The organism is Rhizobium sp. F40D2 (assembly GCF_051810745.2).
Classification (GTDB): Bacteria; Pseudomonadota; Alphaproteobacteria; order Rhizobiales; family Rhizobiaceae; genus Rhizobium.
In genome coordinates this window covers 928593-954058 of the sequence record NZ_CM131436.1, presented here as the reverse complement: position 1 = coordinate 954058, position 25466 = coordinate 928593, and the positions used below count along the sequence as shown (strand labels likewise).

Below are 25466 nucleotides of genomic sequence, written 5' to 3'. Positions count from 1 at the left end.
TGGAAATCATGACCATGATCAACCCTGTCGCAACGGGCCGCAAAGGCGGGATTGCCGGACTCTACGTCTCCGCGTTGGAGCGTTTGAACATCCTGCCGCTCTCGCTTGCCCAACTCGTCTCTCGCCTGGCCGTCGCTCACGTCTTCTGGCAGTCGTCGCAGAGCAAGCTTGCCTCCTGGCCGACAACGGTGCAGCTGTTCACGCTTGAATACAGGCTGCCCGTCATCGATCCCGGCGTGGCCGCGGGGCTCGCGACGACGGCTGAGCTGAGCGGCTCCATATTGATTTTTCTCGGTCTGTTCTCGCGACTTGCTACCCTGATGTTGCTTGGCGTGATTTCGGCTATCCAGCTCCTCGTCTATCCGCAGAACTGGCCCGATCATTTGCTCTGGACCGCGCCGCTGTTGCTGATCCTGACGCGCGGAGCCGGTGTTATCTCGCTCGACTATGTCGCCAGCCGCCTGTTTCAAGGGGAGCGCTGAGCCATGCGTATCACGGTAGAGGAGGCCGACAGCAGTTCGCCTGCGATCAATCGGAATGCTTTAAAGGCTACTCGCCGTCAGAAGGTGGTCATCCTCGGGGCCGGATTTGGCGGTCTTGCCGCGGCCATGGGACTGCGGCATGCGGATGTCGATGTGACGGTCATTGACCGGCGCAACTACCATCTGTTCCAGCCTTTGCTCTACCAGGTGGCGACAGCCGGGCTTTCTCCGGCGCAAATTGCTATGCCGATCCGCCGCATCCTCTCGCGACAAGCCAATGTCACCGTTCTGATGGAGCGCGCCGAGGGGATCGACAAGGAGGTCCGGATCGTCCAGACGGCCAACCGCCGCATTCCATACGACTATCTGATCATCGCGACAGGCGCCAGGCACGCATATTTCGGCAATGATGAATGGGCGGAGACGGCACCCGGATTGAAGACGATCGCCGATGCGACCGAAATCCGCGCCCGTATCCTGTCGGCCTTCGAACGCGCCGAGGCTGCCGAAGATCAGGCCGACCGCGCGCGATTTCTGACATTCGTCGTCGTCGGCGGCGGCCCGACCGGCGTTGAGCTGGCAGGCGCCATTGCCGAACTGGCAAAAAAAGTCATCGTTCGCGATTTTCGACGCATCGACTCGTCCTCCGCGCGCGTTGTCCTGGTCGAAGCCGGTGATGTCGTCCTGCCCGCCATGCCGCCGAAACTGTCTGAGAGAGCCCGGCGGCACCTGGAGATGCTTGGCGTCGAGGTACTTCTTAAGGCGGCGGTGACGCGCTGCGATGGTCGAGGTGTCACACTTGCCGACGGGCGGGAAATTCAATCATCCTGTGTACTGTGGGCGGCCGGCGTCATGGCTTCCAAAGCAGCGAAATGGCTAGGCGTGCCTGCCGATCGCGCCGGCCGCGTCCATGTCGACCGAAATCTTAATCCGCCAGGCAACAATGACATCTTCGTGATTGGCGACACCGCGGCGGTGACGGATGAAAACGGCGGGGCAGTTCCGGGCGTCGCGCCAGCCGCCAAGCAGATGGGCGAGCACACGGCACGCGCTATTCTTGCCAATCTTGACGGTCTGGCCATCGGGCCGTTCCGCTACCGTGATTTTGGCCGTCTGGCGACGATCGGGCGGAAGGCGGCGGTTGCCGACTTCGGGCGAATCCGGCTGTCGGGTTTTGGTGCTTGGCTGGTGTGGAATATTGCGCATCTTTGGTTTCTTGTCGGTTTCCGCAATCGCGCCGCGGTGTTCATCGATTGGGCTCTGGCCTACGTTCGCTATGATCGCAGCGCCCGTCTGATTACCGATCGCCATGAACGCTAGGGCTTTTCCACGGATCAAAATGGGACGCGCAGTCACGGCGTTGCTGTTGCTTGCAGTGTTGTCGACGGCAGCGCTTGTCCATCTGGTCTGGTATCGCACGGCCACCCAGAATGTCGAAACGGTTGTCGCCAGCCTCGACGCCCAAAGCACCGCCGCCGTCCGCAATGCGCTGACCTCAAATCTGGCGCTGGTTTCCAGCAGCGCGGAGATCATCAGATCAGTTTTTTTTCAGGGCGCGGTCCGGCCAGACGACGAAGTCAAGCGTGAGTTCCTGTTCCTGTCGCTGCTGCGCGAGCAGCCGGCGATCGCCTGGATCGGGTTCGGCTTCCCGGATGGCCGTTTTTTCGGCTCGCACGCGATGCCGGACGGCGAGATCGAAATGGTGGAGATTGGCGCAGCGGCTCCGGGAAAGCCGCGCCCGTTGCGTCGTGATCTTTATAAGCCAATACCTGGTGATATTTTCTTCGAGAACCGCCTGAAGTCCGAAAGCGTCTACGTCTCGGAGGGTTCGCCGTGGTACCGGCGCGGCAGCATGAACTCGGACGCGGCCTGGACTGTCGTCAGCATTTTGCCCAATGGCTTCGAGCCGGCGATCGTGGTCTCCAAAAGGGTTGAAGTCTTCAAACATTTCGAAGGCGTGGTGATGGTGGCGGTCAGCCTGAATCGGCTGTCGGCCACGCTTTCCGCACTCAAGGTTCCGAAGGGCAGCAAGGCCTTCGTCCTCGCCAGAGACGATATGGTATTGGCGACATCAGAACCATCCGATGGTGTCGTGGCGGCTCATCTCAAGGATTTCCCTCCATCCGATGCTTTGGCTGCGGCGGTCGCCACCGCGGCGACCCGCGATGGGGTCGACAGCTTCCGGACGCTGGTCGATAGCAAAAGCCTCGGTCCGGTCTTCGTGTCGTCGGGCAAGTTGCCGTTCGAAGATTGGCGACTGGTCACCGCGATACCACGGGCGACCTTTGCCGGCGACATCGATGCCAATACCGAGCGCGTGATCTTCATCATTGGCGCCATCGCACTGCTCGCAGCAGTGACTGCGATCCTGTTTGCCAGAACGCTCTTCACTCGACCACTGTCCCGCCTTGCCGGACAGTTGCACCTGATCGAGAGGTTCGAACTCGAGGCCGTTGAGCACCGCCCGGCGCTGCTGGCCGAACTCGACGATTTCTCGTTCGCGCTGAAACGGATGTCGAGTGGCCTTTCTGCCTTTGCACGCTTTATGCCGATCGAGGTCGTTCGTCCGCTTGTCGATGGCGGCATCGAGCCTCGTCCAGGCGGTGAACTGAGGGAAATAACAGTCCTGTTTGCCGATTTACCTGGCTTCACGGAACTGACCGAAGAGCTCGGCAGCGGCGTCGAGCCGAGCCTGACCCGCTTTCTAACCTCGTCGATCGCCGCCATTCATGCCGAGGGCGGTACGGTCGACAAATTCATCGGCGACGCGGTGATGGCAATCTGGAATGCGCCAAATGACGAACCCGATCACGCATTGCGTGCGTGTCGCGCTGCGGCGGCAATCCGTGACGCCATGCACGCTATGCCTCCCATCGCGCCGAAGCACGATGCCATTCGCGTGCGTATCGGCATCAATAGCGGCGTGGCGCTGGTCGGCAATATTGGCTCAACAGAAAGGCTGAGTTACACGGCGATCGGCGACGCCGTCAATCTCGCGAGCCGGCTCGTCGGCGCCGCGAAGGAGAAGGGCGTGGAGATCGCGCTGAGCGACGAAACGTTCCGGAGGACGCGAGGCCATCTCCATGCAAGATTGTTGGGAGCAGTAAACATCCGAGGAAAGACTGCGCCGGTTTGCGTGCATACGATCGATCCAGGCATTAAGCGGGAGCAGGTGGCGCGACATGGCGATTGATTGCCTCCTCCTTACAACGCTCGTTTGGCTGCAGATCAAGCATTTCGTGGCCGATTACGTGCTGCAGCCTGCCTGGATGATAGGCGGCAAAGGGGATTTCAGGAAACCGGGAGGATACGTCCACGCAGGCATCCACGCGGCCGCTACCCTGCCAATTCTCTGGTTATCAATGCCGTATCTGACATGGAGTGTCGCTGTCGCAACTGGCGAGTTTCTGGTTCATTTCCTAATCGATCATCTCAAAGCCGTTCACGGCCGCCGTCATCCTTGCGCAGTGAATGCGCGCTCATTCTGGATACTGCACGGTGGCGATCAACTCGCTCATCATCTAACCTATTCGATGATTTTGACTGTGGTCGCTCGGCAAAGTTATCTCAACGTTTGAAGGCTGGCAATTCGTTGCCAATAGAGCCCTCTGTTCAGAGGTCAGTGCCGCCCCTTCGTTGTCTTCGCCAGCATCTCGCTTAGAGTTGCCGCCGAAAGCATGGATTCGGCCAGAAGCTTCTTGAGCTTCTGGTTCTCTTCCTCTAGGGCTCTTAGCCGTCTCGCATGGAGACCGACATTTCCGGACTGCAGGGATTGCCACCGATAGAAGGTCGGCTCGCTGATGCCGTATCGGTGGCAAACATCGGCCACCGTCACGCCGGCCTGGTGCTCCTTGAGAATGCCCGTAATCTGGTCGTCGTCAAATTTTCGCTTGCCCATCACCGCTTCAGTCCTCACGAAATGCTCTGTTGAAACTGTCGAGAAGCGGTCTGACAGCGTAGAGCGCTACGCTGCTTTTGCCGGTTTCGATCAGTGTCTGTGCGGGCATGCCCGCGACCAGTTCGACATCACGCATTTTCGCCAGCCGCTCGTCCGTTACGCGGATTGTCGCGGCATAATAGGGCTGGCCGCTCTGCGTATCGGTGAGGCGGTCGGCTGACACATACTCGACCCGACCTTTCAGCAGTGGAACGCGCCGCTGATTGTATGGAAGAAGGTGCACCTGTGCCTCCAGCCCCGCATGGACAAGATTGATGTCCTCCGGTCTGACATGGGCAGACACGATCAGGCGATCGGAGCGTGGCAGAAGATCGACGAGTGGTTCACCCGCGCCGATCACCCCGCCTGACGTGTGGATGCGCAGGTTCATGATCGTTCCATCTTCGGGAGCCCGGATATCGGTCCTTGAAAGTTGGTCATCGATCGCCCGCAAGCGCTCGCGCAATTGCATGATCCGGCTTTCCGTATCGCGCATGCCTTGGGCGACTTCGCTCAACCGGTCGCTCTCGAGCTTTGCGAGATCGACCTGCGACTCGCTGATCACCTGGTAGGCGCGCGCGATCTGTGCCCCGACTTGGCCCTGCTGGCCGTCAAGGTCTGCTTTTTCGCGCTCGAGGTTGAGAAGCCTGCTCCTTCTCTCCAGTCCCTTGGCAGTGAGGATCGTCACCTGATCCAGTTCTTCCTGCGAGATTGCGGCTCTGTCGGCGAGTGCCGCCTTCTGGGCGCCAAGTCCGACGATTTCCTGCCGCACCTGCGCGATTTTTTCGTTGCCGATCTGAATTTCCGCCTGCATGACCCGGCGGCGCGCCTCGAAGATTTTCTGTTGCCCGGTCAGAATCGCGCCGACCGAAGGATATTTGTCCATGGCTGCCCTGAGATCCTCGGGATAGGCGACATGATCGCCGCCCGTCTGCTCCGCAAGCAGGCGGGCGCGGCTTCCTTCGGCTTCCCAAAGCTGCCCTTGGATGCTGTCGCGCTCCGAGCGGGACTTCGTGTCGTCGAGTTCGATCACGATTTGCCCGGCCATCACCGTATCGCCGTTCCTGACGAGGATCCGCCGCACAATTCCGCCTTCCAGATGCTGGATGGTCTTGCGGCTGGTCTCCGGCTCGATAATGCCCGATGCGACCGCAGCGCTGTGCAGCGGTGCCAGAGCCGACCAGATTCCCAATCCGACGACAAAGACGAGGATCAGCAGGTTCCCCGTCCAAACCACGCCTCTGAGCACCGGCATGGGCGAAGGGGCGGCGGGTCCGCGCTGTTTCTGTTCGATCACCGGCGGATAGGCCGTCTGCCTGGCTGTCGCTGTCCATCGATGAGCGAAGCGCTGGCCCATCCTTGACGAATTCGAAAATTTCGCCGGCGGCGCGTCCAGTGGAACAAGGGTCACGACAGCATCCCTCCCTAAGTTCCCGTTCGAGCCGGTGGTTGAAGATAGGTTTCATAAATCCGCTCGCTGTCGCCGAAGGCAGCCACCGTCCCATTGCGCATGATGGCAATCTTGTTGGTGACCGGCAGGATCCCCATCCGGTGCGTTATGATAACGACGGTCATCCCCCTGGATCTCATCCGCTCGATTGCCGTAAACAGCATGCGTTCGCCGTCATAATCCAGGCTCGAATTCGGATCGTCGAGAACGATAAGAGACGGATTTCCATAGGCCGCCCGTGCCAGTCCCAGCTGTTGGCGCTGAGCCCGAAGGAGCAGGTTTCCACCTTCACCGATATCGGTCTCGTAGCCGTGCGGCAGCCGCATGATCGCGTCGTGCAATCCAACCAGCTTTGCGGCGTCGATCGCCTTGCCGGGATCTCCTCCGTCCAGCCGGCCGATCACATCCTTGATTGCTCCGCCGAAGAGTTCGATATCCTGCGGCAGGTATCCGACGTGGCAGGTCCCCCCGCAAAGACGCAGAGCCGAGATATCGACCCCGCCGAGAAGAGCATATCCGCTCGTTGCCGGCACAACGCCTGCCATGATGCGGCCCAGTGTCGATTTTCCCGATCCCGACGGACCGATGAGCGCAATGCAATCGCCAGGTGCCAGGCGCAATGTGACATCGGTCAATATCGGCCGATCGGCGAATGGCTTGATATAGCTGACATTATCGATAACCAGGCCATTGGGTTCCGGCAACGGCACCATGCGGGCGTCGCATTCCGATGCAATTGTTATCAGCATTCTGTTCAAGCGATTGAAGGCATTGCGCGCAAACATGAAGGAGCGCCATGCCCCTATTGCGCCCTCGATCGGTGCGAGCCCACGCCCGAGCAACAGGCTCGCGACGAAGATGATTCCGGGACTGCCGCTGTTGACGAGCACCAGCCAGGTCGCCGATCCCATCATCAGGATCTGCGCCAGTGTGCGGATCGATTTGGAGAAACCAAGGATGATCTCCGTGCGATGCATCGCGATGTCCTGGGCCCTTCTTGCCATTTCCGCATCGCGATAGACGATCAGCGCTGCACCGTCCTGCATGCCCATGGCCCGGATCACCTCGATGTTTTTCAGCGCGGTCGCAAATCGCAGATAGCTCCTCGAAAGGGCAAGATTGGCGTGCGCAAGCGGCGCTCGCGTCGCCAGTTCCGTTGCCAACGCAAACAGCAGCAGCGCAACGGCGCACAGAATACCGATGGTCCCAAGCAGCGGGTGAACAAGAAAGAGCAGAAGCAGGAATACCGGCGCCCAGGGAACGTCGAATAAAAGCGAGCTGGCCGGTGAATCCAGGAACTGGCGCAATGCGGCGAGATCCCTGTAGCACTCTGAGGCGGCTCCCGTATCGGCGCGAGCGGCATATTCGAACGATGCGGTGAGCACCATGGGCCGCAGCCTATGGTCCAGCCAGCTGCCGATGCGCGAAAGAGCTGCCCTGCGCACGATATCGAGCGTCGACCCGACCAACACGGCGATGGCGATGATCATTGTCAGCATCAGCAGCGTGTCGACGCTTCGGCTGGACAGGACCCTGTCGTAGATTTGCAGGAGATAGATGGAAGGCGTGAGAAGAAAGAGATTGTAGCCGCAGCTGTAAAGGAAGACCAACCCGAAGGCCCCGGCACAAGCCCGGAGCGCAACAACGAGCTGTGTCGGTGGTCGCGGTGGTTTTATGGAAATTGTTGTCATTATCAGATCTCGCTGCACTTGATACTGACAAGAAGAGGCTGCCTACCTTGAGGGCCGCCGGCCAAAACCAGCGGCCCTTGATGTCGTCTGAGTTCAGGAGCCGAGATGGTCGACGTCGATATGGCCGAAAGCGTTGATGAAGTGATCGAGGGAATTGGTCACCGTCGTCGTTTCGGGATCCGTGTGAACCAATGCCGACGAGATATCGCCGCCATGAGCCATGTTTCCGTTACCGCCGTTGCCGCCGACGCCGGCGAGGATGGTGGCATGCTGGTCGGCCATAAGCTGCGTATATTGTGTCGCGGTCGTCGCCGCAGCCACTGCAGCCGTGTCGCCGCCGCTTGAGTTTCCTTGACTGCCGTTCGAGTTGGAATCTCCGCCCGCGCCGCCGTCGCCGTGGTTCGAGATTTTCGCCAGGAAGCCGTTCTGGGCCTCGGTAAAGCCACCGGATCCGCCATGGCCGGCGTCCCAATCGGCCGTCTGCCAAACGTGATCGCCGTTGTGCACATCGGTAGTCGCCCCGTAGACCTTTTGCACGGGATCGACATATGCAACCGGGTTGTAGTTGATGTTGCCATCGTTGTGGCCATCACCACCGTTGCCGGCATTCGCGTCACCCGCATCCGGATGGCTGAGATGAATCGTGTCGGATATTTGTGGAATAGGCATTGATGTCACTCCTCTACTTGGTTTCGTGCGTGTTGGTTTTTTACGGCGTCCCCCTACGGCGTGCTTTCCAGCATGTCACCGCAGCCAATACGACCGCGGACGAATATTGCTCGCGATTTAAACTTCGAACTACCTAGATATTCGGAGACATTCCTTCGGGTGTATATTTGATGTGGCGGAGCGTTATTTGGATTGGTGTTTGGTGATATGACGCAGGGCGGCATGCTCATGATCAAGTCTTCGACTTCGCCGCAGCGCCGCCGGGAGCCTCTCATCCAAAGCCGATTGAGTGCTCGCAACGCGCACAGGGGGTGCTGCGGCCATGACACCCAAATGGCTACAGAACTAGCCGAGTGGATGTAGACGAATTGCAGGCTCTGCTTTTCCGAGGTTCAGATGCACAATGCCTGAACAATTCAGGCTGCATGGCGCCGCATTCTCGGTGGCCGTGCGGTCGACCGCGAATGGAGACGGTAATGGCGGAACCTCGTCCCTTATTGGAAGACCTGCCCAAAACGGGCACCGATCAAAACCTCGCCGCCAATGTGGCTGCGGGGCATCTGGCACTGGTGCCGACCTGGCTTCCATTGGATGTCGCTTCCGCGCCAAGTCATACTTCAGCCGGCAGCGGTGGGGACGGGATAAGTGAAGGCGTGATCAGCAGCAATGCGTTGGCCGTCTTCATGCCGTCCAATGCGGCTATTGCGGGACCTCATTCGAGTGCCGACGCTTTCCAGGGCAACGATGCATCAATCAATCAGCATCCCACCGAAATGGCTGGGATCGGCGGGAATGGTGGAAGCGGCAATGTTGCCATCGGCAGTGGTGATGGCGCCAGTCATGCCGGCACCGGCGGCAACGGGCTCTTCTATGGAGGGCTCGTCAGCACCGAAGTCGCAGTCTTTGCCCCCGTCAATACTGCTGTGGCTGCCGGTCCCGGCGCGGAGGCTCACGCCGAGCAGTCGAACAACGCAATGTTCCTGCAGGGCGCAACCCAGATGGGTGGCATTGGCGGCTCGGGCGGAGACCATAATGTCGCGACCCACGGCTCGTCGATGAGCCCGGGAACTGCACTGACATTGACCGGCGACTATTATGCCGGTCACGGCGGCGATGGATATTTCGTCGGCAGCATGGTCGACGTGAGCATAGCCATCTTCTCTCCGATCAACATCGCCATCGGCGCCGCAGGCGGCTCGGCGGAGGCTCATCAGACAAACAATGTGATTTTCGATCAGGGCACTGTGCAGATCGCAGGCATGGGCGGCAATGGCGGTGGCTTCAACCTGTCGTCGGATACGATCTTTACCGGCAACCATGCCGGTGGCGGTGGCGGCGACGGATCATCCACCGGCGCCATGGTCGACGTCAATTTCGGCTATTTCCATCCCATCAACATTGCCGTTCCAGCCGGTGGGGCGGCGGACGCCCAACAGATCGATCATGTTCTCTATGATCAGCATGCGCTTCAGCTGGCCGGCATCGCGGGCCACGGCGGAGAGGGTAACCTCACGGACGCCCATTCGGCGCTCGTCGACGATATTCTGAGTTTCATGCATAGCTAGAGCAATTCCAGCAAAAGTGCTTAGCGGTTTTTCCATGCAAAGCGCGAAGCGCTTTTGCCGGGAATTGCGTGAGAACAAAGAGATAGAGGGTAGACCCCCCCGCTCGTATTGCGCCGACTCAACTGCACGAGATTGTTCTTGCTGCCGTTTTTCAAGCCTTATGCTGAATCGCTTTCGTCGCATGGCTTTCGACAGTCATACCGACCATTCCCCTATGGCCTTATCCGCATCAGTCGGCGCCTCCGCGGTGTTGCCTGCGTGAAAAGAAATGCCGGCTGGTATTAATGCGTCACTGGAGCGCAGTTTTCAGTAATCAAAAAGGGTAGTCGGCGATCTCAGGCTTTTGTTGCTTTTGGCGTTTGTTATTTTGCTGTCGAGGTCTGCAACTGCTCTGAATTGAGATAGGAAAATAAAGCCACACCGATCGGCGGCTCCTTATTCCAACGACTTTTTGCTGAATAAGTCTGTAGAAGATCGGTCGGCTTTTCAGTGCCTTTGGAAGTTTTGTTGACCCGCTTGCCATACGTGAATTCGGGGAAGGCTGGAAAGTCTTCGGCGACAAGTCGAACCATCGGCTCCCGGTGAACAAGAATTTCAATGTGCTCTGCGAGCCAAATTATCTTCCACTAAATCTTATAGACTATAAGAATTATCATGAGAGATCAGACTATTAATATCGGCAATACACTCGCTTTTTCTCATGACATGTCGCGAGAACAGGAATAGTATGAATGACTGTTGGGTTGCACACAATCTGGGGAGCACGCAGGTGTCCGACAGTGCTGGAACAAAGCGCCGGCGCAATGCACCAACTGTGATCATTATTGAGCATTCTACACTGGCGCGCACGACCGTGGTGAAGCTACTTGAGCGGGAACTCGCCGGGTGGAACTTGATCGATTTGAGCTCGACCGAGAGTCTCGATCGGGCGCTTGGAGCCGAGGTGCGTTTGATCGCATTGGATCTGGCCGGCAGAGGTGTTGAGAGCGCCAGCCTGAGGGATGATCTCGCCGCGATTACCGCACGTTTTCCCGAGGTTCCTATCACGTTGCTCTCAAGTACGGATGATGCCATCATTGCCCGTCAGGCGCTCAAGATCGGCATCCGCGGTTTTTTCTCGACGTCCCTTCCCATCGACATTGCTCTTGCCGGCCTTCGCCTCGTCCTAGCAGGAGGAACATTCTTCCCACAGCTTTTGGGGGCCGCTACAAACGGCTCAAACGAGCACAGCCCGGCCAGAAACGAGGCCGAAAAAACCTTGGATGAGCGGACGCAATACCTGGCGCTCGCCGAGTTCACGCCCCGCGAGGCGGATGTCCTCGCAGAGTTGCAATCCGGCTGCTCGAATAAGGTCATTGCAGGAAAACTCAATTTGTCGGGGCATACGGTGAAGATGCATCTGCAACACATCATGCGAAAGCTGCAGGCGCAGAACCGTACTGAAGTGGTTGCCCGCTTGATCCAAAGAGCCGCCAGCGGGCCTGACGCCTCGCCGAGTTAGGCGGTCAGCACCACCGCCCGCGCGGCCGCCGATGGTGTCTCGAGGGAAGCCTTCATGTCAGCTGGTTTTATATCGTGAAACCCTCATGGGAACCGCGAGTCCAGCCGTCCGTTACTTTAGCGAACGGAGGACATGGACATGCGCAGGAAAAAGGCCATCGTCGAGGCGGCGCTCGAGTCCGAATATGAGCGCCAGCCGCTCGGGATTATGAATACGGAGCAAGCGCTCGAGCTTGAAGATGCCGAGGGTCTTGTTTTCAGTCACCCGGATAAAGAGGCCGGGGTGACGAATCACTTTGTCGATCAGGAACAGTTGCGCCGATTGGTGCAGTAGATCTTTTGCACGTTTGGAAAACCGCGCAGCTATCGATCTCAGGCAATCATGTAGCCGCCGTCCACCGGCATCGATATCCCGTTCACCATCGCCGCCTCATCCGACAGCAGGAAGAGAACGACTTCGGCGACGTCGCTCGGCTCGGCGAAACGGCCGACGGGAATGCGCTGCATCATCCCGGCGGCCTTGTCTGGATCGCTCCAGGCCTTCACCGCCATCGGCGTCAGCGTCACCGTTGGGTGCACGCCGTTCGTGCGGATGCCGTGCGGCCCAAGTTCCTTCGCCATGACCCGCGTCAAGCCATCCAGCCCACCCTTCGACGCACAATAGGCGGCGTGGTCGGGGATGCCGACAAACGAGGCGACCGACGAGACGTTGACGATGGCGCCTTTGCGGCCCTCCTTGATCAGGAAGCGGGCATATTCCTGCGCCACGATCATCGGCGCCCGCGTGTTGACGGCGACAAGCCGGTCGAATGCTTCGACTGTCGTCTCCAGGAACGGCTGGAGTTCGGTGGTGCCGGCGCAGTTGATCAGGAAATCCGCGGGCAGGGCCGCAATCGCCGCCTTCCTCGTCGCATCGGCGTCGGCGAGATCGACTTGGAGGGCGCGGCACCTGGGTTCCTCTCGCAGCGCGTCGACGTCGGCGGCGCTGCGGGTGAGGGCAACGACGTGTGCACCCCTTTCGACGAGCATCCGCGCAATTTCGCGTCCGATGCCTTTTCCCGCTCCGGTAACGATGACCGTCTTTCCATTGAAGTCCATGGTCGCCTCCTTACAGTCTCTGGCCCGTTTCCCGATCGAAGATATGTGCACGCCGGGGATCGATGTGGAAATACACCGTCCGTCCGGGATCGACCTCGATACGCTCGCGGATCAAGGCGTCGATCGGCACACCTTGCGTGCGGCCGAAGATCAATGTCTCCGAACCCGTCGGCTCGTACACCGATACCTCAACCGGAACGCCGTCGTCGCCGAGCGTGATATGCTCCGGTCTTATGCCATAGGTCACGGCTCGTCCGTCATCCGCATTGGTATTGTCCAGGGGCAGGGCGACGCCCTGGTCGGTGACGACGACCCTCTTGCCGTCGCGGGTCGCCACACGGCCCTGAAGGAAGTTCATCGATGGGCTGCCGATGAAGCCGGCGACGAAGAGGTTGACCGGGAAGTCGTAAAGATCGAGAGGTTTGCCGATCTGCTCGACCCTGCCGTCGCGCATTACCACGATCTTGTTGGCCATCGTCATGGCCTCGATCTGATCATGCGTGACGTAGACGGTGGTAGTTTTCAGCCGCTGGTGAAGTTCCTTGATTTCGACGCGCATGGTGACGCGAAGTTTGGCGTCGAGATTCGACAGCGGTTCGTCGAACAGGAAGACCTGCGGATCGCGGACGATGGCGCGGCCCATCGCCACGCGTTGACGCTGCCCGCCCGACAGTTGCTTCGGATAGCGGTCCAGATAACGCGTCAGGTCGAGGATCTCGGCGGCCCTGCCGACCTTCTCGTCGATCTCCGCCTTGGGGCGCTTGGCCATCTTCAGCGGAAAGCCCATGTTCTCGGCGACCGTCTTGTGGGGATAGAGGGCGTAGCTCTGGAACACCATCGCGATGTCGCGCTCCTTCGGCGGAGCGTTGGTGACGACACGGCCGCCGATCCGGATGTCGCCGCCGCTGACGGTCTCGAGACCGGCGATCATCCGCAGCAGGGTGGACTTGCCGCATCCGGAGGGGCCGACCAGCACGACGAATTCGCCGTCCTCGATGTCGACGCTGACGCCGTGCATGACCTGAAGCGCGCCATACCTCTTGGTGACGTCGCTAACCTGTACGTTTGCCAATGTCGTTCCTCCCTAAAGCAGCGCGGCCGGTGTGTTGACGGAAGTCATCGGCTCATCCCTTCCAGACGATATAGGCGCCGAGGACCGCCGAGATTGCCGCGGCGAACCATACCGAAGGCCCGAACGGCTCGATGAACCGCATCCAGAACAGCGAGAGCGCGACCCAGATCACCACCGAGATGAATAGCCGGTCGAACCAGTTCGTTTCGATCGGCAGAAATCCCGGCTTGCGTTGGTTGTTTCCCGATTGAGAGCTCATGGCTTCACCCTTTCACCGCGCCGAAGGTCAGGCCGGCCACGATGTGACGTTGCACCACTGAAAAGACGATGAGCGCCGGCACCAGTGTCAGCATCGAGATCGCGGCCATGATGCCCCAGGCCGTGCCCGTGGTCGTCACATATTCCGACAGGCCGGTGGTCAGGGTTCGCGCATTGAAGTTGGTGAGGGTCGCTGCGAGCAGGTACTCGTTCCACGCAAACACCCAGGTCAGGATCAGCGTCACCGCCAGTCCGGGCCGCGCCAAGGGAAAGACGATGTCGTAGAGGACGGTCCATGGGCTGGCACCGTCCATATAGGCTGCCTCGTCCAACTCCTTCGGAATGCCTTCGACGGTCGGGCGCAGCGTCCAGATGGCGAAGGGAAGGTTGAAGGAGCAGTAAACCAGGATCATGCCCAGCCGGGAATCGGCGAGCGAGAAGTCGCCGATCTTGTAGACCTGCGTCAGCAGCAGGAAAAGCGGCAGCAGGAAGACCGCCGGCGGCGCCATGCGGTTGGTGATGGTCCAGAAGAAGATGCTCTCCTTGCCCGCGAGATCGAAGCGCGTCAGCGCGTAGCAGGCAAAAAAGCCGAGCGTCGTGACCAGCAGCGCGTTGCCCGACGAGATGATCATCGAGTTGAGCATGTATCCGCGCAGGGTCGGATTGGTGAGCACATCCTGGTAGTTCTTCCAGAAGAAGCTTCGGAGCACGACATCGGGCGTCGAGAACAGGTCGAAGGGCTGTTTCACCGATATGACGAACAGCCAGTAGATTGGGAAAAGCGTCGCGAGGCTGATCAGGATCCACAGCACGACGGGCAGCCAGGGGGTCTGGGTCTTCATCGCGTTAACCTCTCTTCACGCGCGGCGCAATCAGGCCGACATAGAGCAGCCAGCAGACGACGATGGTAAGGTAAAGGACGATGACGGAGATAGCCGAACCGTAGCCGTAATTGGTCTTCGGGAAGACCTCCTTGAAGATGTGGACGCCGATATAGCGTGTCGAAGAACCCGGGCCGCCGCCGGTCAGCATCAGGACCTCGTCGACGGTGCGCAGCGCATCCATCAGCCTGATGAACACCGTGGCGAGCAGGGCCGGGCGGATCAGCGGGAGCGTGATGTGCCAGAAGATCTGGCTCTTGCCCGCGCCGTCGATCTGCGCCTGCTCGAACGGGTCGGGCGGCAGCGAGACCAGTGCGGCGATCAGCGACAGGGTGACGAGCGGCGTCCAGTGCCAGATGTCCATGATCACCGTGACGGTGAAGGCCGCGACGGCACTCTGGCCGATGTTCAGATCGTAGCCGAACCAGCTCCTGAGAAGATAGGGGATGATGCCGATCGACGGTGTGGTCATCAGCTTCCAGACGGAGCCGACGATGATCGGCGCCATGATCAGCGGCAGGGTGTGGATCGTGCGAAACACCGCTTTTCCAGGAAAATCCTTCAGCAGCGCCTGGGCGAGGATGTAGCCGAGGACCAGTTCCGAGACGACCGCGAAGAAGACGAATGTGAGGGTTATGCCGAGCGATGCCAGGAATTGGGCGTCGAAGACGAGCCGCCGGTAGTTGTCGGCCCAGTTGAAGACCATGCCCGGATTGGCCGCGAACGGGTTCCATGCATGGAACGAGACCCAGAGGACGTAGATGAACGGAAAGATCCCGAACAGTCCAAGGATCACGATGGTCGGTGACAGCAACAGCCACCCGAGCTTCTGCGAATGCATCGCCTATCCCCCATTGAACGTTATGTGACGTCCGCCCATCCTGGAGCGAAAGATGACGGGTCGTAGGACACGACCCGTCAATTGGGGAGGATGTTTATTTGCGATAGCCGAGCGATGTCAGTTCCTCTTCGGCCTTTGCCGCCATCTGGTCGAGGCCTTCATCGGGAGCGATCTTGCCGGTCAGGATGTCGTAGAAGATCGGGGCGGTCGCTTCCCGCACCTGCGCATGGAAGGGGTAGGGAGGAGCGCCGGCGAAAAGTTTGCCCTCATCCTTCAGCATCGTGTAGAAGCCGCCGAGCTTGGTATCCATCTCCTTCACCTTCGGATCGTCGAACGTCGCCTTGTTGGTGATGCGCGGCGCAGCGATGGCCCAGTCGGGCTGCACCTCGTTCTGACCGATGAATTCGAGGAAGAGCAGCGACGCTTCCTTGTTCTTCGACGTGATCGGCACGCCGAAGGCGCCGCCATCGTAGTAACCGATATAGCCCTTTCCGGCTTTCGCATCGTCCAAAACGCCTGGCTCGAGCGGCGGCAGCGCGAACCCGACCTTTCCGACGACCTTCGACTGCGCTTCATCGCTTGCAATCCAGGCGGCATTTTCACCGTAGATCAGCCCCTGGGCGACACGGCCGGCGGCAAACGTCGTTGCCGTTTCCGTCCAGGTCGACTGGGTCGATTCCGGCGGTGCGATATCGCGCAGGTGCAGCCAATATTTCAACGCGGCCTTCGCCTTGTCGCCATTCATCGTGCCGCCGTGTTCGACGGTGGCCGCATAGTTGTTCTTGGCGTCGATGCCCCAATTGTAGACCCCGAACGTCGGCACGATGGACTCGAAGAATTCATACCAGGACGCCGGATGGCCCGTATGGGCCTGAGCGGTCGTGCCCCAGAGCTCCATGCCGTTGTCCTTGCCGTACTTCGTGAAGAATTCGGCGATCTGGGTGTATTCCTCGTGGGTGGTCGCCGGCTTCAGGTCCTTGCCGGTTTCCTTCTTGAAGGCCTCCTTGATCTTCGGATCGTCGAAGAGGTCCTTGCGGTAGAGATAGGTCTTCAGGAACGCTTCCATCGGCGTGCCGAAGAGATCGCCGTTGGCATCCTTGAAGTAGTCGGCGAAGCTGGTGAAATTCGAATCGTCGTAGGTCGGCGCCTTCAGATCCGGCTGATCCTTCAGCGTCTTGGTGATGTCGACGAGGAAATTCCTGGCCAGATAGGAGTAGATGATGTCCTGCTCGATGTAGACCATGTCATAGATGCCGGTCTTGGCTTCCATGTCCTTGATCGCCTTGTCGTACATCTGATCCCAGGACGTCGTCTCGATTTCGACCTTGATGCCGGTCTTCTTTTCGAATTCCGGAGCGAGCACGTTCTTGATGTAGTTCGATGGAGGGGTACTTTCGGTGACGCCGTGCAGTGTCACACCCTTGTATTTTGCGCCGGCGTCGGACCAGAAGTCAGCCCAGGCCGGCGAAGCGGTCGTCGCGAGGCCGAGCGTCAGCGCAAGCGCGCTAGCCTTCAAAGCATAGTGCATTTCCAATCCTCCCAGATAGCAGCGAGAATATTCGCCGGTGCTTGTGTAGGCCAAAAAAACCGACAGCGCAATATTTGTTGTCTAAACATGCAAATAGATGGCCTATCCCATTGATTTTCGCAGGAACAAATTTTCCGCAGCGGCATGAAGTAATGGCGTTAGGCATAAAATGCTGCAATGCAAAGTATTTTTGCGAAGCAACAAAGAGAGAGCGTCAAAATTTATTTGTTGTCTTGCCAAACTAAATGGCATAGCACTGGGCACAATCACCGGCCTATCGTGGAGGAAAAACCTATGCGTCGATTGGGTATCCATTCATTTGTATGGACAGGCGGCCAAACGCAGGAAGGCCTGGAAATGGCCCTCAACAAGACCGCCGAACACGGATATCGCACCATCGAATTTGCCTATCTGCGCCCCGAGAAATTCAATCTCGACCGGCTGGCAAAGCTCGCCCAATCCCTCGATGTGGAGATCGGCGTTACCATGGGCCTGCCGCTCGACAAGGACGTGTCGAGCGAGGACGCTGCTGCGGTGTCCGCCGGCAGGCAGACGCTGGCCGACGCCGTTCGTGCGGTTCGCGATATCGGCGGCAACAAGCTCGGCGGGATTCTCTATTCCGCCCACACCAAGTACAATCGCCAGCCGACGAAGAAGGGTTGGGACAACAGCGTTGCCGCGATCGCCGCGACCGGCGAGGTCGCCAGGCAGGCGAACGTCGACCTGGTGCTGGAGGTGGTCAACCGGTTCGAGACGAACCTGCTGAATACCACGGCGCAGGGGCTCAAATTCATCACCGAGACGGGATCGCAGCATGTTCGTCTCCATCTCGACACGTTCCACATGAACATCGAAGAAGCCAATCCGGCCGCCGCAATCTGTCTTGCCGGCGACAAGATCGGTTATTTCCACATCGGCGAAAGCAATCGCGGCTATCTCGGTGACGGCGTCATCGACTTCGAGCTGATATTCGACGCCCTGCTCGACATCGGCTACGACCGCGACATCGTGTTCGAGAGCTTCTCGACGACGGTCGTGGATGAGGGCCTGTCGCTCGCCTGTGCGATCTGGCGCGATACCTGGGAGGATAATGATCTGCTTGCGGCGCACGCCAAGCGCTACATCGAGCTGAAATATGACGAGGCCAAGCGTCGCCGCGCCACAAACGCGCGGCCCTGATTATCCTTCTGACAGCCTGTTCCAGTCGTGTAAGGGTGGGCGGCTTGAAGGGAATAAACATATGAACGACACCGTCTCCATCGGAAGTTCACCGCGCAGGATCCGGCAGAACAATATCGTTGCCGCCTTGCAGACGATCTATGTCCACCGAAGCCTCAGCCGGGCAGATCTCGCCCGCAAGCTCGGCATGAACCGCTCATCCTCGGGAGAGATCGTCGCCGAACTGACCGAGGGCGGATTCGTTCAGGAGTCGGAGGAGAGCGGCAAGCAGCGCCTGGAGCATTCCCGTGCCGGCCGTCCCGGCATCATGCTTGAATTGGTTCCGGATGCTGCCTTCTTCGTCGGGATAGAGATCGGCGTCGAACATATATCGGCTGTCGTTGTCGATCTCTCCGCCGAAGTGCGGGCATGTCGGAAAGTCGCCTTCGACACACCGTCTTCGACGGTGGAGGAGGCAGTGGCGCAGGGTATTGAACTGATTGTCGGCGCAATGGCGAAGCGAATGATCGACAGGTGCAAAGGCCTGGGCCTATCGACGCCGTCGCACGTGCGCCCGGACGGGTTCGTCACGCTGGCGCCGATCATCGGCTGGCGGGACGTGCCATTGAAGGAAATTGCCCGGTCAGCCTTCCCGGCCGCCGTCCCGATCGCGGTCGAAAACGATGCCAATGCGTTTGCGATCGGCGACAGCTATCGTCACGGCGACGCAGGGGTGACCCTGTTTCTGCTGATGGAAACGGGCGTCGGCGGCGGCATCATGATCGATGGCAAGCTGTTTCGTGGCGGCCATGGTCTGGCGGGAGAAATCGGCCACACGCTGGTGCCGGGAAGCGGTGGTCAGAAGCTCGAACAACTGATCGGTCGCGAGGTGCTGATCAGGCAGTATCGTGAGGCTGTCGGACACGAGGACGCCGATCTGCAGGATTTCCTTGGTAGCGTTCGCGATCGCGTCCCGGCCGCGGTCAACATCGCCGAAACCTGGTCGCGCCATCTTGCATATGCATTGCTGCAGGCCTGTCGTCTGCTCGACCCGGATAGGATCGTGCTGGGCGGCTCCGTGGCGCCCCTCTACCCGATGGTGGCTGCCCGCGTGGCGGTTCACATGTCGGAAGGCCAGAACATCGCTTTCCCCACGCCGGAGATCGTCGTGGACGATGATGCGGAGTTCGATTCCGCCTTCGGAGCGGCATGCATGCTGCACCGGCGCTTTCTGTCGCTTGAGAATGAGGAGTTCGGCAGCGAGGACAGTGCGCCGGTCCAATCGGCGCTGAGTTAAGAGACAACAGGGATCGAAAGCAGGACTGCATATGGCTTCAATACTGGCTCCGGACGCACTTGGTCCCACGGTTTGCGTAGGGGAGATCCTCGTGGAGATCGTCGCAACGACGGCTGGAAACGGCTTCCTCGAAGCCCAGCCGCTCGTCGGTCCGTTCGCGAGCGGAGCGCCGGCGATCTTCATCTCGCAATGCGGCCGCCTCGGCGGTCAGGCGGCAATGATCGGCGCAGTCGGCGATGACGATTTCGGCCGGGTCAATACCGATCGCCTCAAACGCGACGGCGTCGATATCTCGGCGATTTCGATCGATCCGGACTATCCGACGGGAAGCGCTTTCGTTCGCTACCGGAAGGATGGCTCCAGGGATTTCGTCTACAATATCGCCACATCGGCAGCCGCGCGCTTCGGCTGGTCTGGAGTGGTCGCCGATCTCATCGATCGGACCGGGCATCTTCATGTGATGGGCTCCGCGCTGTCGGTTCCGAGTGCGCGTGCGGTGATCGACAAGGCGGTCGATATCGTCAAGGCGCGCGGCGGAACACTGTCGGTGGATCCGAATATTCGCAAGGAGTTGAAGTTGGACGAGGACACCGAGCGCCGGTTTTCCAAGCTTGTCGCCGCCGCCGATCTGCTTCTGCCCTCCGGAGAGGAGCTTGAGCGCGCCGCCGGTGTCGAAGGTGAGGCGGAAGCGATCCAGCGTTTGTTCGAGATGGGCGTCAAAGAGATCGTGCTGAAGCGCGGAGCCGGCGGCGCGACCTACTTCGCCAGCGGCGGAGACCGCATCGACGCTCCCGCATTCGTCGTTCAGGAGGCCGATCCTACGGGCGCCGGCGACTGCTTCGGCGGTGCTTATCTCACCTGCCGGCGGCTCGGAATGTCTCCAAAGCAGGCTCTGACCTATGCCTCGGCCGCCGGCGCCCGCAACGTCACGGTGCTGGGTCCGATGGAAGGTGCGGGCACCCGGCGGGAACTCGATGCATTTATCGCCTCAACGGAAAGGCGGCCGTGATGCAGGTGCATCTGAACGAACTGGCAAGGCTGAGGATCGAAGGCCAGCCGAGAGGCGTCACCTCCGTATGCTCCGCCCATCCGATCGTGCTGCGCGCCGCGCTCCGGCACGGGCGGCAACAGAAAAGCACCGTGCTGATCGAAGCGACCTGCAACCAGGTCAATCACCTCGGCGGCTATACCGGGATGACGCCGAGCGATTTCGCGTCCCTCGTCATAAGGATCGCGGCGGAGGAGGGGTGCCCGGAAAAACTGATCGTTCTCGGCGGCGACCACCTCGGCCCTAATCCCTGGCGCGACCGGCCGGCGGAAGAGGCCATGGCCGAGGCGGAGACGATGGTTGCCGCCTATGTCGAGGCCGGGTTCCGCAAGGTTCACCTCGATGCTTCGATGGGCTGCAAGGGCGAACCGACGGCGCTCGACGACGAAACCACCGCCCATCGCGCCGCCCGGCTTGCCGCCGTCGCCGAGGCTTCGGCCAGGAATTCCGGTGGCGTAATGCCGGTTTACGTCATCGGCACCGAAGTGCCGCCGCCGGGCGGGGCCGACCATGCCCTGACAACGATCGAACCGACGGCTGCTGCGGCCGCGTTGAAGACGATGGAAATTCACCGCCGGATCTTTGCGGAGGCCGGCCTCGGGCAGGCATTTGGGCGGGCGATCGGGCTGGTCGTTCAGCCCGGTGTCGAGTTCGGCAATCACAACGTCATCTTCTACGACAGCAGCAAGATAGCTGCGCTGCAATCGGTGCTGACCGAGGAGCCGCAATTCGTGTTCGAGGCTCACTCGACCGATTATCAGGGCTCCGGGCCGTTGAGCGCGCTGGTAAAGGACGGTTTTCCCATTCTGAAAGTCGGCCCCGAGCTGACCTTCGTCCTGCGCGAGGCGCTCTACGCGCTGGACGCAATCGCGTCCGACCTCCTAGCCGATTACGGCCAGCGTCCGCTCTATGAGGCGATGGAAGCGCTGATGCTCGCTCAGCCTGACAATTGGCGCCGTCACTATCATGGAACGGAGGCCGAGATGCGTTGGCTGCGGCATTACTCGCTGTCTGACCGCATCCGCTATTATTGGGCGTCGGCCGAAGCGCAAGAGGCAGTCCAGCGCCTGTGTGAGGCTCTTCGGGGGCAGTCGGTGCCGCTGCCATTGTTTTGGCAGCATATGCCGGCCGCCCAGCATTTCGCAGACGTGCCGCTCGATCCGGATGAGGTTCTGATCTGGAGAGTGACGAAGAGTCTCGCGGACTATCACGCCGCCTGCGGCGTCGGGAAGAATGGGCAATCGGGATCAAGATAGGAGGAGACATCGATGCAGGAATTGAATGGAAAGATCGCGGCGGTCACGGGTGCGGCGTCCGGCATAGGATTGGCTTCGACGGAAGCCATGCTCGCCGCAGGTGCGACGGTCGTGCTGGTGGACCGGGATGAGAAGGCCCTTGAGGCGGTTTGCAGCCGGCTTGGTGAGCGCGCGATTCCGCTCGTGATCAACCTGCTCAATCCGAACGAATGCGCGGGACTGCTTGAGGGCGTCCTGGCGAAGGCGGGCAAACTCGACATCCTGCATGCCAATGCTGGCACCTATATCGGCGGCGACCTTGTGGAAACCGACCTCGATACGATCGATCGGATGCTCAATCTCAATGTGAACGTCGTCATCAAGAACGTTCACAATGTCATTCCGCACATGATCGAACGCGGCACCGGCGACATTGTCGTCACGAGCTCGGTCGCTGGACATTCGGCTATCCCCTGGGAGCCGGTATATTCCTCGTCGAAATGGGCGATGACCTGCTTCGTTCAGACGATGCGGCGCCAGCTTCTAAAAAACGGCATTCGCGTGGGGTCAGTGTCACCAGGACCGGTGATCAGCGCCCTACTCGCGGATTGGCCGGAGGAAAATCTTCGCAAGGCGAAGGAAGCCGGCGCGTTGATCGAGCCCAAGGAAGTTGCCGACGCAATCATCTTCATGCTGACCCGGCCGCGCAACGTCACCATCCGCGATATCGTGGTGCTTCCCAGCGCATTTGACATCTGAAGGAGCCAGATATGAGCTACCAGGAGAAATTTCGCCTCGACGGCGAACGTGCGGTGGTCACCGGCGGAGGGCGCGCGATCGGGCTGTGCTGCACCGAAGCGCTGGCGGAGGGGGGTGCGGCTGTCGTCGTCATCGAACGCAGCGAGGCCGACGCCCGGCAAGCGCTTGCGCTGCGCGACAAGGGCTACGACATCGAAGTCCGGGTGGGCGACGTCACCGATGCCGGCCGAATGGACGCAATCGCCAATGAGCTTGCCGGCAGTGGCCGGCCGGCGACGATCCTGGTGAACAATGCCGGGATCGGCCAGAGCGGCATCCCAGCAGAAGATCTCACCGACGCGGACTGGCTGCGCATGATGGACGTCAATCTTAACGGCGTCTTCTGGTGCTCGCGTGCCTTCGGCCGACATATGGTCTCGATGAAGCGGGGCGCCATCGTGAACCTTGGCTCGATGTCGGGGCACATCTGCAACCGACCGCAGCCTCAGACGGCCTATAATGTCTCGAAGGCGGCCGTCCATCACCTCACGCGGTCGCTGGCCGCCGAGTGGGCGCAGCATGGTATCAGGGTAAACGCCGTCGCGCCCACCTACATCGAGACACCGATGGTGGTGGCGGTCGAAGCCAATCGCGAGCGCATTCCGCTCTGGCTGGCCGACACACCGATGGGCCGGATGGGAACGCCGGAGGAGGTCGCAAGCGCGGTTCTCTTCCTCGCGTCGGGCGCAGCCAGCCTGATGACCGGAGCAATTGTCAACGTCGATGCGGGATTCACCTGCTGGTAGACCTTTCGGGACGAGGCGCGAGCGGCGCCTCGTCCGCATTGCAAGGACTGCCTGCCGCGACAAGTCGGGGATATGGAAACGTTACCACAACGTATTGACTCGCATTGCTGGCACATTTATTCGAATGTGGAAACGTTACCATATCGGAGAGAGACTTGATGAAATCCGCACGGTTGAACCGACTTTTCGGCGTGTCCGGAAATTGTTTTGACGTTGCTATCGATCACGGCATGTTCAATGAACGGACCTTCCTCGCCGGCATCGAGAACATGAAGACCGCCATCGAGGTGATCGCGCAGGCGGCGCCGGATGCCATTCAGCTGCCGCCGGGCACCGCTCCCCTTCTGCAGGCCATTCCCGGCAAACATCGCCCGGCACTGGTGCTGCGCACCGACATCGCCAATATCTATGGCAATCCGCTGCCGTCTCAATTGTTTTCCGAAATGATCGACAGGGCGGTGGAGCAAGGCGTTGCGTTGGATGCCGCCTGTGTCGTCGTCAATCTTCTGATGCTGCCGGACCAGCCGGAAGTCTACCGCGCCTGCGTGCGCAACGTGAACAGCCTGAAGCGCGAATGCGAGATCTACGGCATGCCGCTGATGGTCGAGCCGCTCGTCATGCAGGACAATTCCAAGGGCGCCTATATGGTCGATGGCGCGATCGACAAGATCCTGCCGCTCGTGCGTCAGGCCGCCGAACTCGGGGCCGACATCATCAAGGCCGACCCGTGCGACAATGTCGAGGAATATCACCGCGTGGTCGAGATCGCCCAGGGCCTACCGGTGCTGGTGCGCGGCGGCGGCCGTGTTTCGGACCAGGAAATCCTGATCCGCACCAAGCAGTTGATGGAGCAGGGCGCCCGTGGCATCGTCTATGGCCGCAACGTCATTCAGCATCACAATCCCGGCGGCATGACGAAGGCCTTGATGGCGATCGTCCATGACAAGGCTTCCGTCGAGCAAGCCTCGCTGCATATTGGCTGACGCGTCTGGGAGGACATGTCATGACGAAAATATTCCGCTTCGGCGTCATCGGCTGCGGTCTGATGGGGCGCGAATTCGCGAGCGCCGCGGCGCGCTGGCTGCATCTGGCCGATGTGAAGGCGCGGCCGGAAATCGTTGCCGTCTGCGATACCAACGCGACGCTGCTCGACTGGTTCAGGGATCATGTGCCGACGGTTCGGCAGTTCACCGCCGACTATAAGGAGCTTCTCGCCAATCCCGAAGTCGATGCCGTCTATTGCGCTGTGCCGCACGTGCTGCACCAGCAATTCTATATCGACGTGCTGAAGGCCGGAAAGCATCTCCTCGGCGAAAAGCCCTTCGGCATGGACGCGGCCCAGAACCGAGAGATCATGGCGGTTCTCGCCGAGCACCCCGAACTCCTGGTCCGCTGCTCGTCGGAAATGCCGTTCTTCCCCGGCGCCCAGAAGGTCATCGCGCTGGCAAAAAGCGGCGAAATGGGCGAGATCCTCGAAGTCGAGGCGGGCTTCCTGCACTCGTCGGATATCGACCGGCAAAAGCCGATCAACTGGAAGCGCATGGCCGATATCAACGGCGAGTATGGCTGCATGGGTGATCTCGGCATGCATGTGCTGCACGTGCCGCTGCGTCTTGGCTGGCGCCCGACGACCCTGCATGCGCAATTGGTCAAAAAGGTTACCGAACGTCCAGACGGCAAGGGCGGCACGCTGCCCTGCACCACCTGGGACAATGCGACGATCAGCAGCCGCGTGCGCACCGGGGATCAGGATTTTCCGATGGTGCTGAAAACCTGGCGCATCGCGCCCGGCGAATCCAACACCTGGTACATCAGGGTCCTGGGCATGAAGAAAAGCGCATTCTTCAGCACGAAGTCGCCGCGTCAGTGGCAGTGGATGGATTATAATGGCGGCGCGCAGGCTTGGAGCACCGAGGATCTCGGCTACGGTTCGCTGTTTCCCGCCATCACAGGCAAGATCTTCGAATTCGGTTTTGCCGACGCCATCCAGCAGATGTGGGCGGCCTTCGTCGATGAACTGGCCGGAGGCGATGCGAACGGGTTCGGCTGCGCGACGCCGGCGGAGGGAGAGGCGCATCATGCTGTGCTGACGGCGGCTCTCAAGTCCGGTCGCGAGGATGTTGTGGTCCCGGTCGACTATGACGGGGCGTCCCTCTGATGGACACGATCGGCCGCTTTGCCGCAATCGAGGAAGACGAGCCGCCGTTCCGGC

At 60.2% G+C, this 25466-nt stretch carries 26 protein-coding genes; 15 read left to right on the top strand and 11 right to left on the bottom strand.

What is annotated here, in order from left to right; all coding sequences use genetic code 11:
• Nucleotides 1-8 precede the first annotated feature (8 nt).
• From ACS4RS_RS04525 to ACS4RS_RS04510, 4 genes are read left to right on the top strand one after another with little or no spacing between them, the layout of a single operon-like run.
• The gene (locus ACS4RS_RS04525) at nucleotides 9-482 is read left to right on the top strand and encodes a DoxX family protein (protein WP_310806913.1); all 474 of its coding nucleotides are present in this window, start codon (nucleotides 9-11) and stop codon (nucleotides 480-482) included.
• Nucleotides 483-485: 3 nt separating this feature from the next.
• Nucleotides 486-1802 (top strand): FAD-dependent oxidoreductase, encoded by a 1317-nt coding sequence (locus tag ACS4RS_RS04520; RefSeq protein WP_439008539.1) that lies wholly within the window; start codon nucleotides 486-488, stop codon nucleotides 1800-1802.
• Nucleotides 1792-3675, top strand: coding sequence for an adenylate/guanylate cyclase domain-containing protein (locus ACS4RS_RS04515; RefSeq protein WP_439008540.1), 1884 nt, complete (start codon nucleotides 1792-1794; stop codon nucleotides 3673-3675). Before ACS4RS_RS04520 ends, ACS4RS_RS04515 begins: the two co-directional genes overlap by 11 nt.
• Complete coding sequence (locus tag ACS4RS_RS04510) at nucleotides 3665-4060, top strand: DUF3307 domain-containing protein (RefSeq protein ID WP_439008541.1); 396 nt, start codon at nucleotides 3665-3667, stop codon at nucleotides 4058-4060. The genes ACS4RS_RS04515 and ACS4RS_RS04510 overlap by 11 nt, the downstream gene beginning before the upstream one ends.
• A gap of 41 nt (nucleotides 4061-4101) precedes the next feature.
• Here the strand turns inward: ACS4RS_RS04510 and ACS4RS_RS04505 are convergent, their stop codons facing one another.
• From ACS4RS_RS04505 to ACS4RS_RS04490, 4 genes are all read right to left on the bottom strand, one after another.
• Nucleotides 4102-4398 carry a transposase gene (locus ACS4RS_RS04505; protein ID WP_157179768.1) on the bottom strand — a complete coding sequence of 99 codons (297 nt, stop codon included), beginning with the start codon at nucleotides 4396-4398 and terminating at the stop codon, nucleotides 4102-4104.
• Nucleotides 4388-5830 (bottom strand): HlyD family type I secretion periplasmic adaptor subunit, encoded by a 1443-nt coding sequence (locus tag ACS4RS_RS04500; RefSeq protein ID WP_439008542.1) that lies wholly within the window; start codon nucleotides 5828-5830, stop codon nucleotides 4388-4390. The genes ACS4RS_RS04505 and ACS4RS_RS04500 overlap by 11 nt, the downstream gene beginning before the upstream one ends.
• 14 nt (nucleotides 5831-5844) lie before the next feature.
• Nucleotides 5845-7560 (bottom strand): type I secretion system permease/ATPase, encoded by a 1716-nt coding sequence (locus tag ACS4RS_RS04495; RefSeq protein WP_449313899.1) that lies wholly within the window; start codon nucleotides 7558-7560, stop codon nucleotides 5845-5847.
• A gap of 93 nt (nucleotides 7561-7653) precedes the next feature.
• Complete coding sequence (locus tag ACS4RS_RS04490; protein WP_012556558.1) at nucleotides 7654-8229, bottom strand: hypothetical protein; 576 nt, start codon at nucleotides 8227-8229, stop codon at nucleotides 7654-7656.
• 476 nt (nucleotides 8230-8705) lie between these two features.
• Between ACS4RS_RS04490 and ACS4RS_RS04485 the strand changes: the two genes are divergently transcribed.
• Nucleotides 8706-9794 carry a hypothetical protein gene (locus tag ACS4RS_RS04485; RefSeq protein ID WP_439011756.1) on the top strand — a complete coding sequence of 363 codons (1089 nt, stop codon included), beginning with the start codon at nucleotides 8706-8708 and terminating at the stop codon, nucleotides 9792-9794.
• Between the two features lie 362 nt (nucleotides 9795-10156).
• Here the strand turns inward: ACS4RS_RS04485 and ACS4RS_RS04480 are convergent, their stop codons facing one another.
• Nucleotides 10157-10366 (bottom strand): hypothetical protein, encoded by a 210-nt coding sequence (locus ACS4RS_RS04480; protein WP_439008543.1) that lies wholly within the window; start codon nucleotides 10364-10366, stop codon nucleotides 10157-10159.
• 155 nt (nucleotides 10367-10521) lie between these two features.
• Between ACS4RS_RS04480 and ACS4RS_RS04475 the strand changes: the two genes are divergently transcribed.
• Nucleotides 10522-11295, top strand: coding sequence for a LuxR C-terminal-related transcriptional regulator (locus ACS4RS_RS04475; RefSeq protein ID WP_439008544.1), 774 nt, complete (start codon nucleotides 10522-10524; stop codon nucleotides 11293-11295).
• 132 nt (nucleotides 11296-11427) lie between these two features.
• A complete protein-coding gene (locus ACS4RS_RS04470) occupies nucleotides 11428-11628 on the top strand; it encodes a hypothetical protein (RefSeq protein ID WP_439008545.1) in 201 nt (66 codons plus the stop codon).
• Between the two features lie 38 nt (nucleotides 11629-11666).
• Here ACS4RS_RS04470 and ACS4RS_RS04465 read toward each other — a convergent pair whose 3' ends face one another.
• The 6 genes from ACS4RS_RS04465 to ACS4RS_RS04440 form a co-directional block, all read right to left on the bottom strand.
• Nucleotides 11667-12392, bottom strand: coding sequence for an SDR family oxidoreductase (locus ACS4RS_RS04465; RefSeq protein WP_439008546.1), 726 nt, complete (start codon nucleotides 12390-12392; stop codon nucleotides 11667-11669).
• Between the two features lie 10 nt (nucleotides 12393-12402).
• Nucleotides 12403-13464: a sn-glycerol-3-phosphate ABC transporter ATP-binding protein UgpC gene (locus tag ACS4RS_RS04460; protein WP_439008547.1), complete on the bottom strand. Its 1062-nt coding sequence runs from the start codon at nucleotides 13462-13464 to the stop codon at nucleotides 12403-12405.
• Between the two features lie 52 nt (nucleotides 13465-13516).
• On the bottom strand, nucleotides 13517-13723 hold the full coding sequence (locus ACS4RS_RS04455) for a DUF2160 family membrane protein (RefSeq protein ID WP_439008548.1): 207 nt from the start codon (nucleotides 13721-13723) through the stop codon (nucleotides 13517-13519).
• A 4-nt stretch (nucleotides 13724-13727) separates the two neighbouring features.
• Nucleotides 13728-14564: a carbohydrate ABC transporter permease gene (locus ACS4RS_RS04450; protein WP_003588653.1), complete on the bottom strand. Its 837-nt coding sequence runs from the start codon at nucleotides 14562-14564 to the stop codon at nucleotides 13728-13730.
• A gap of 4 nt (nucleotides 14565-14568) precedes the next feature.
• Nucleotides 14569-15444, bottom strand: coding sequence for an ABC transporter permease subunit (locus ACS4RS_RS04445; RefSeq protein WP_439008549.1), 876 nt, complete (start codon nucleotides 15442-15444; stop codon nucleotides 14569-14571).
• A 94-nt stretch (nucleotides 15445-15538) separates the two neighbouring features.
• Entirely contained in the window at nucleotides 15539-16972 is a 1434-nt protein-coding gene (locus ACS4RS_RS04440; RefSeq protein ID WP_097624825.1) for an extracellular solute-binding protein, read from the bottom strand.
• 294 nt (nucleotides 16973-17266) lie between these two features.
• Between ACS4RS_RS04440 and ACS4RS_RS04435 the strand changes: the two genes are divergently transcribed.
• The 8 genes from ACS4RS_RS04435 to ACS4RS_RS04400 all read left to right on the top strand — a co-directional run bounded on the left by ACS4RS_RS04435 (nucleotide 17267) and on the right by ACS4RS_RS04400 (nucleotide 25412).
• Nucleotides 17267-18151, top strand: coding sequence for a TIM barrel protein (locus ACS4RS_RS04435; protein ID WP_439008550.1), 885 nt, complete (start codon nucleotides 17267-17269; stop codon nucleotides 18149-18151).
• A gap of 61 nt (nucleotides 18152-18212) precedes the next feature.
• Nucleotides 18213-19427 (top strand): ROK family protein, encoded by a 1215-nt coding sequence (locus tag ACS4RS_RS04430; protein ID WP_439008551.1) that lies wholly within the window; start codon nucleotides 18213-18215, stop codon nucleotides 19425-19427.
• Between the two features lie 31 nt (nucleotides 19428-19458).
• Nucleotides 19459-20436, top strand: a complete 978-nt coding sequence (locus tag ACS4RS_RS04425) for a tagatose kinase (protein ID WP_439008552.1) — start codon at nucleotides 19459-19461, stop codon at nucleotides 20434-20436.
• Nucleotides 20436-21731 (top strand): D-tagatose-bisphosphate aldolase, class II, non-catalytic subunit, encoded by a 1296-nt coding sequence (locus tag ACS4RS_RS04420; RefSeq protein ID WP_439008553.1) that lies wholly within the window; start codon nucleotides 20436-20438, stop codon nucleotides 21729-21731. Before ACS4RS_RS04425 ends, ACS4RS_RS04420 begins: the two co-directional genes overlap by 1 nt.
• Nucleotides 21732-21743: 12 nt before the next feature.
• Nucleotides 21744-22469, top strand: coding sequence for an SDR family NAD(P)-dependent oxidoreductase (locus tag ACS4RS_RS04415; protein WP_439008554.1), 726 nt, complete (start codon nucleotides 21744-21746; stop codon nucleotides 22467-22469).
• Between the two features lie 11 nt (nucleotides 22470-22480).
• Nucleotides 22481-23254: an SDR family NAD(P)-dependent oxidoreductase gene (locus ACS4RS_RS04410; protein WP_449313898.1), complete on the top strand. Its 774-nt coding sequence runs from the start codon at nucleotides 22481-22483 to the stop codon at nucleotides 23252-23254.
• Between the two features lie 158 nt (nucleotides 23255-23412).
• On the top strand, nucleotides 23413-24237 hold the full coding sequence (locus ACS4RS_RS04405; RefSeq protein ID WP_439011757.1) for a class I fructose-bisphosphate aldolase: 825 nt from the start codon (nucleotides 23413-23415) through the stop codon (nucleotides 24235-24237).
• Between the two features lie 20 nt (nucleotides 24238-24257).
• Nucleotides 24258-25412 (top strand): Gfo/Idh/MocA family oxidoreductase, encoded by a 1155-nt coding sequence (locus ACS4RS_RS04400; RefSeq protein WP_439008555.1) that lies wholly within the window; start codon nucleotides 24258-24260, stop codon nucleotides 25410-25412.
• Nucleotides 25413-25466 lie beyond the last annotated feature (54 nt).

Coding starts and splice junctions, on each gene's coding strand:
- ACS4RS_RS04405 (WP_439011757.1), top strand. CDS start 23,413: ATGAAATCCGCACGGTTGAACCGACTTTTCGGCGTGTCCGGAAATTGT.
- ACS4RS_RS04400 (WP_439008555.1), top strand. CDS start 24,258: ATGACGAAAATATTCCGCTTCGGCGTCATCGGCTGCGGTCTGATGGGG.
- ACS4RS_RS04470 (WP_439008545.1), top strand. CDS start 11,428: ATGGACATGCGCAGGAAAAAGGCCATCGTCGAGGCGGCGCTCGAGTCC.
- ACS4RS_RS04510 (WP_439008541.1), top strand. CDS start 3,665: ATGGCGATTGATTGCCTCCTCCTTACAACGCTCGTTTGGCTGCAGATC.
- ACS4RS_RS04455 (WP_439008548.1), bottom strand. CDS start 13,723: ATGAGCTCTCAATCGGGAAACAACCAACGCAAGCCGGGATTTCTGCCG.
- ACS4RS_RS04415 (WP_439008554.1), top strand. CDS start 21,744: ATGCAGGAATTGAATGGAAAGATCGCGGCGGTCACGGGTGCGGCGTCC.
- ACS4RS_RS04450 (WP_003588653.1), bottom strand. CDS start 14,564: ATGAAGACCCAGACCCCCTGGCTGCCCGTCGTGCTGTGGATCCTGATC.
- ACS4RS_RS04515 (WP_439008540.1), top strand. CDS start 1,792: ATGAACGCTAGGGCTTTTCCACGGATCAAAATGGGACGCGCAGTCACG.
- ACS4RS_RS04480 (WP_439008543.1), bottom strand. CDS start 10,366: ATGGTTCGACTTGTCGCCGAAGACTTTCCAGCCTTCCCCGAATTCACG.
- ACS4RS_RS04525 (WP_310806913.1), top strand. CDS start 9: ATGACCATGATCAACCCTGTCGCAACGGGCCGCAAAGGCGGGATTGCC.
- ACS4RS_RS04435 (WP_439008550.1), top strand. CDS start 17,267: ATGCGTCGATTGGGTATCCATTCATTTGTATGGACAGGCGGCCAAACG.
- ACS4RS_RS04425 (WP_439008552.1), top strand. CDS start 19,459: ATGGCTTCAATACTGGCTCCGGACGCACTTGGTCCCACGGTTTGCGTA.
- ACS4RS_RS04430 (WP_439008551.1), top strand. CDS start 18,213: ATGAACGACACCGTCTCCATCGGAAGTTCACCGCGCAGGATCCGGCAG.
- ACS4RS_RS04465 (WP_439008546.1), bottom strand. CDS start 12,392: ATGGACTTCAATGGAAAGACGGTCATCGTTACCGGAGCGGGAAAAGGC.
- ACS4RS_RS04420 (WP_439008553.1), top strand. CDS start 20,436: ATGCAGGTGCATCTGAACGAACTGGCAAGGCTGAGGATCGAAGGCCAG.
- ACS4RS_RS04440 (WP_097624825.1), bottom strand. CDS start 16,972: ATGCACTATGCTTTGAAGGCTAGCGCGCTTGCGCTGACGCTCGGCCTC.
- ACS4RS_RS04445 (WP_439008549.1), bottom strand. CDS start 15,444: ATGCATTCGCAGAAGCTCGGGTGGCTGTTGCTGTCACCGACCATCGTG.
- ACS4RS_RS04485 (WP_439011756.1), top strand. CDS start 8,706: ATGGCGGAACCTCGTCCCTTATTGGAAGACCTGCCCAAAACGGGCACC.
- ACS4RS_RS04520 (WP_439008539.1), top strand. CDS start 486: ATGCGTATCACGGTAGAGGAGGCCGACAGCAGTTCGCCTGCGATCAAT.
- ACS4RS_RS04475 (WP_439008544.1), top strand. CDS start 10,522: ATGAATGACTGTTGGGTTGCACACAATCTGGGGAGCACGCAGGTGTCC.
- ACS4RS_RS04495 (WP_449313899.1), bottom strand. CDS start 7,560: ATGACAACAATTTCCATAAAACCACCGCGACCACCGACACAGCTCGTT.
- ACS4RS_RS04490 (WP_012556558.1), bottom strand. CDS start 8,229: ATGCCTATTCCACAAATATCCGACACGATTCATCTCAGCCATCCGGAT.
- ACS4RS_RS04410 (WP_449313898.1), top strand. CDS start 22,481: ATGAGCTACCAGGAGAAATTTCGCCTCGACGGCGAACGTGCGGTGGTC.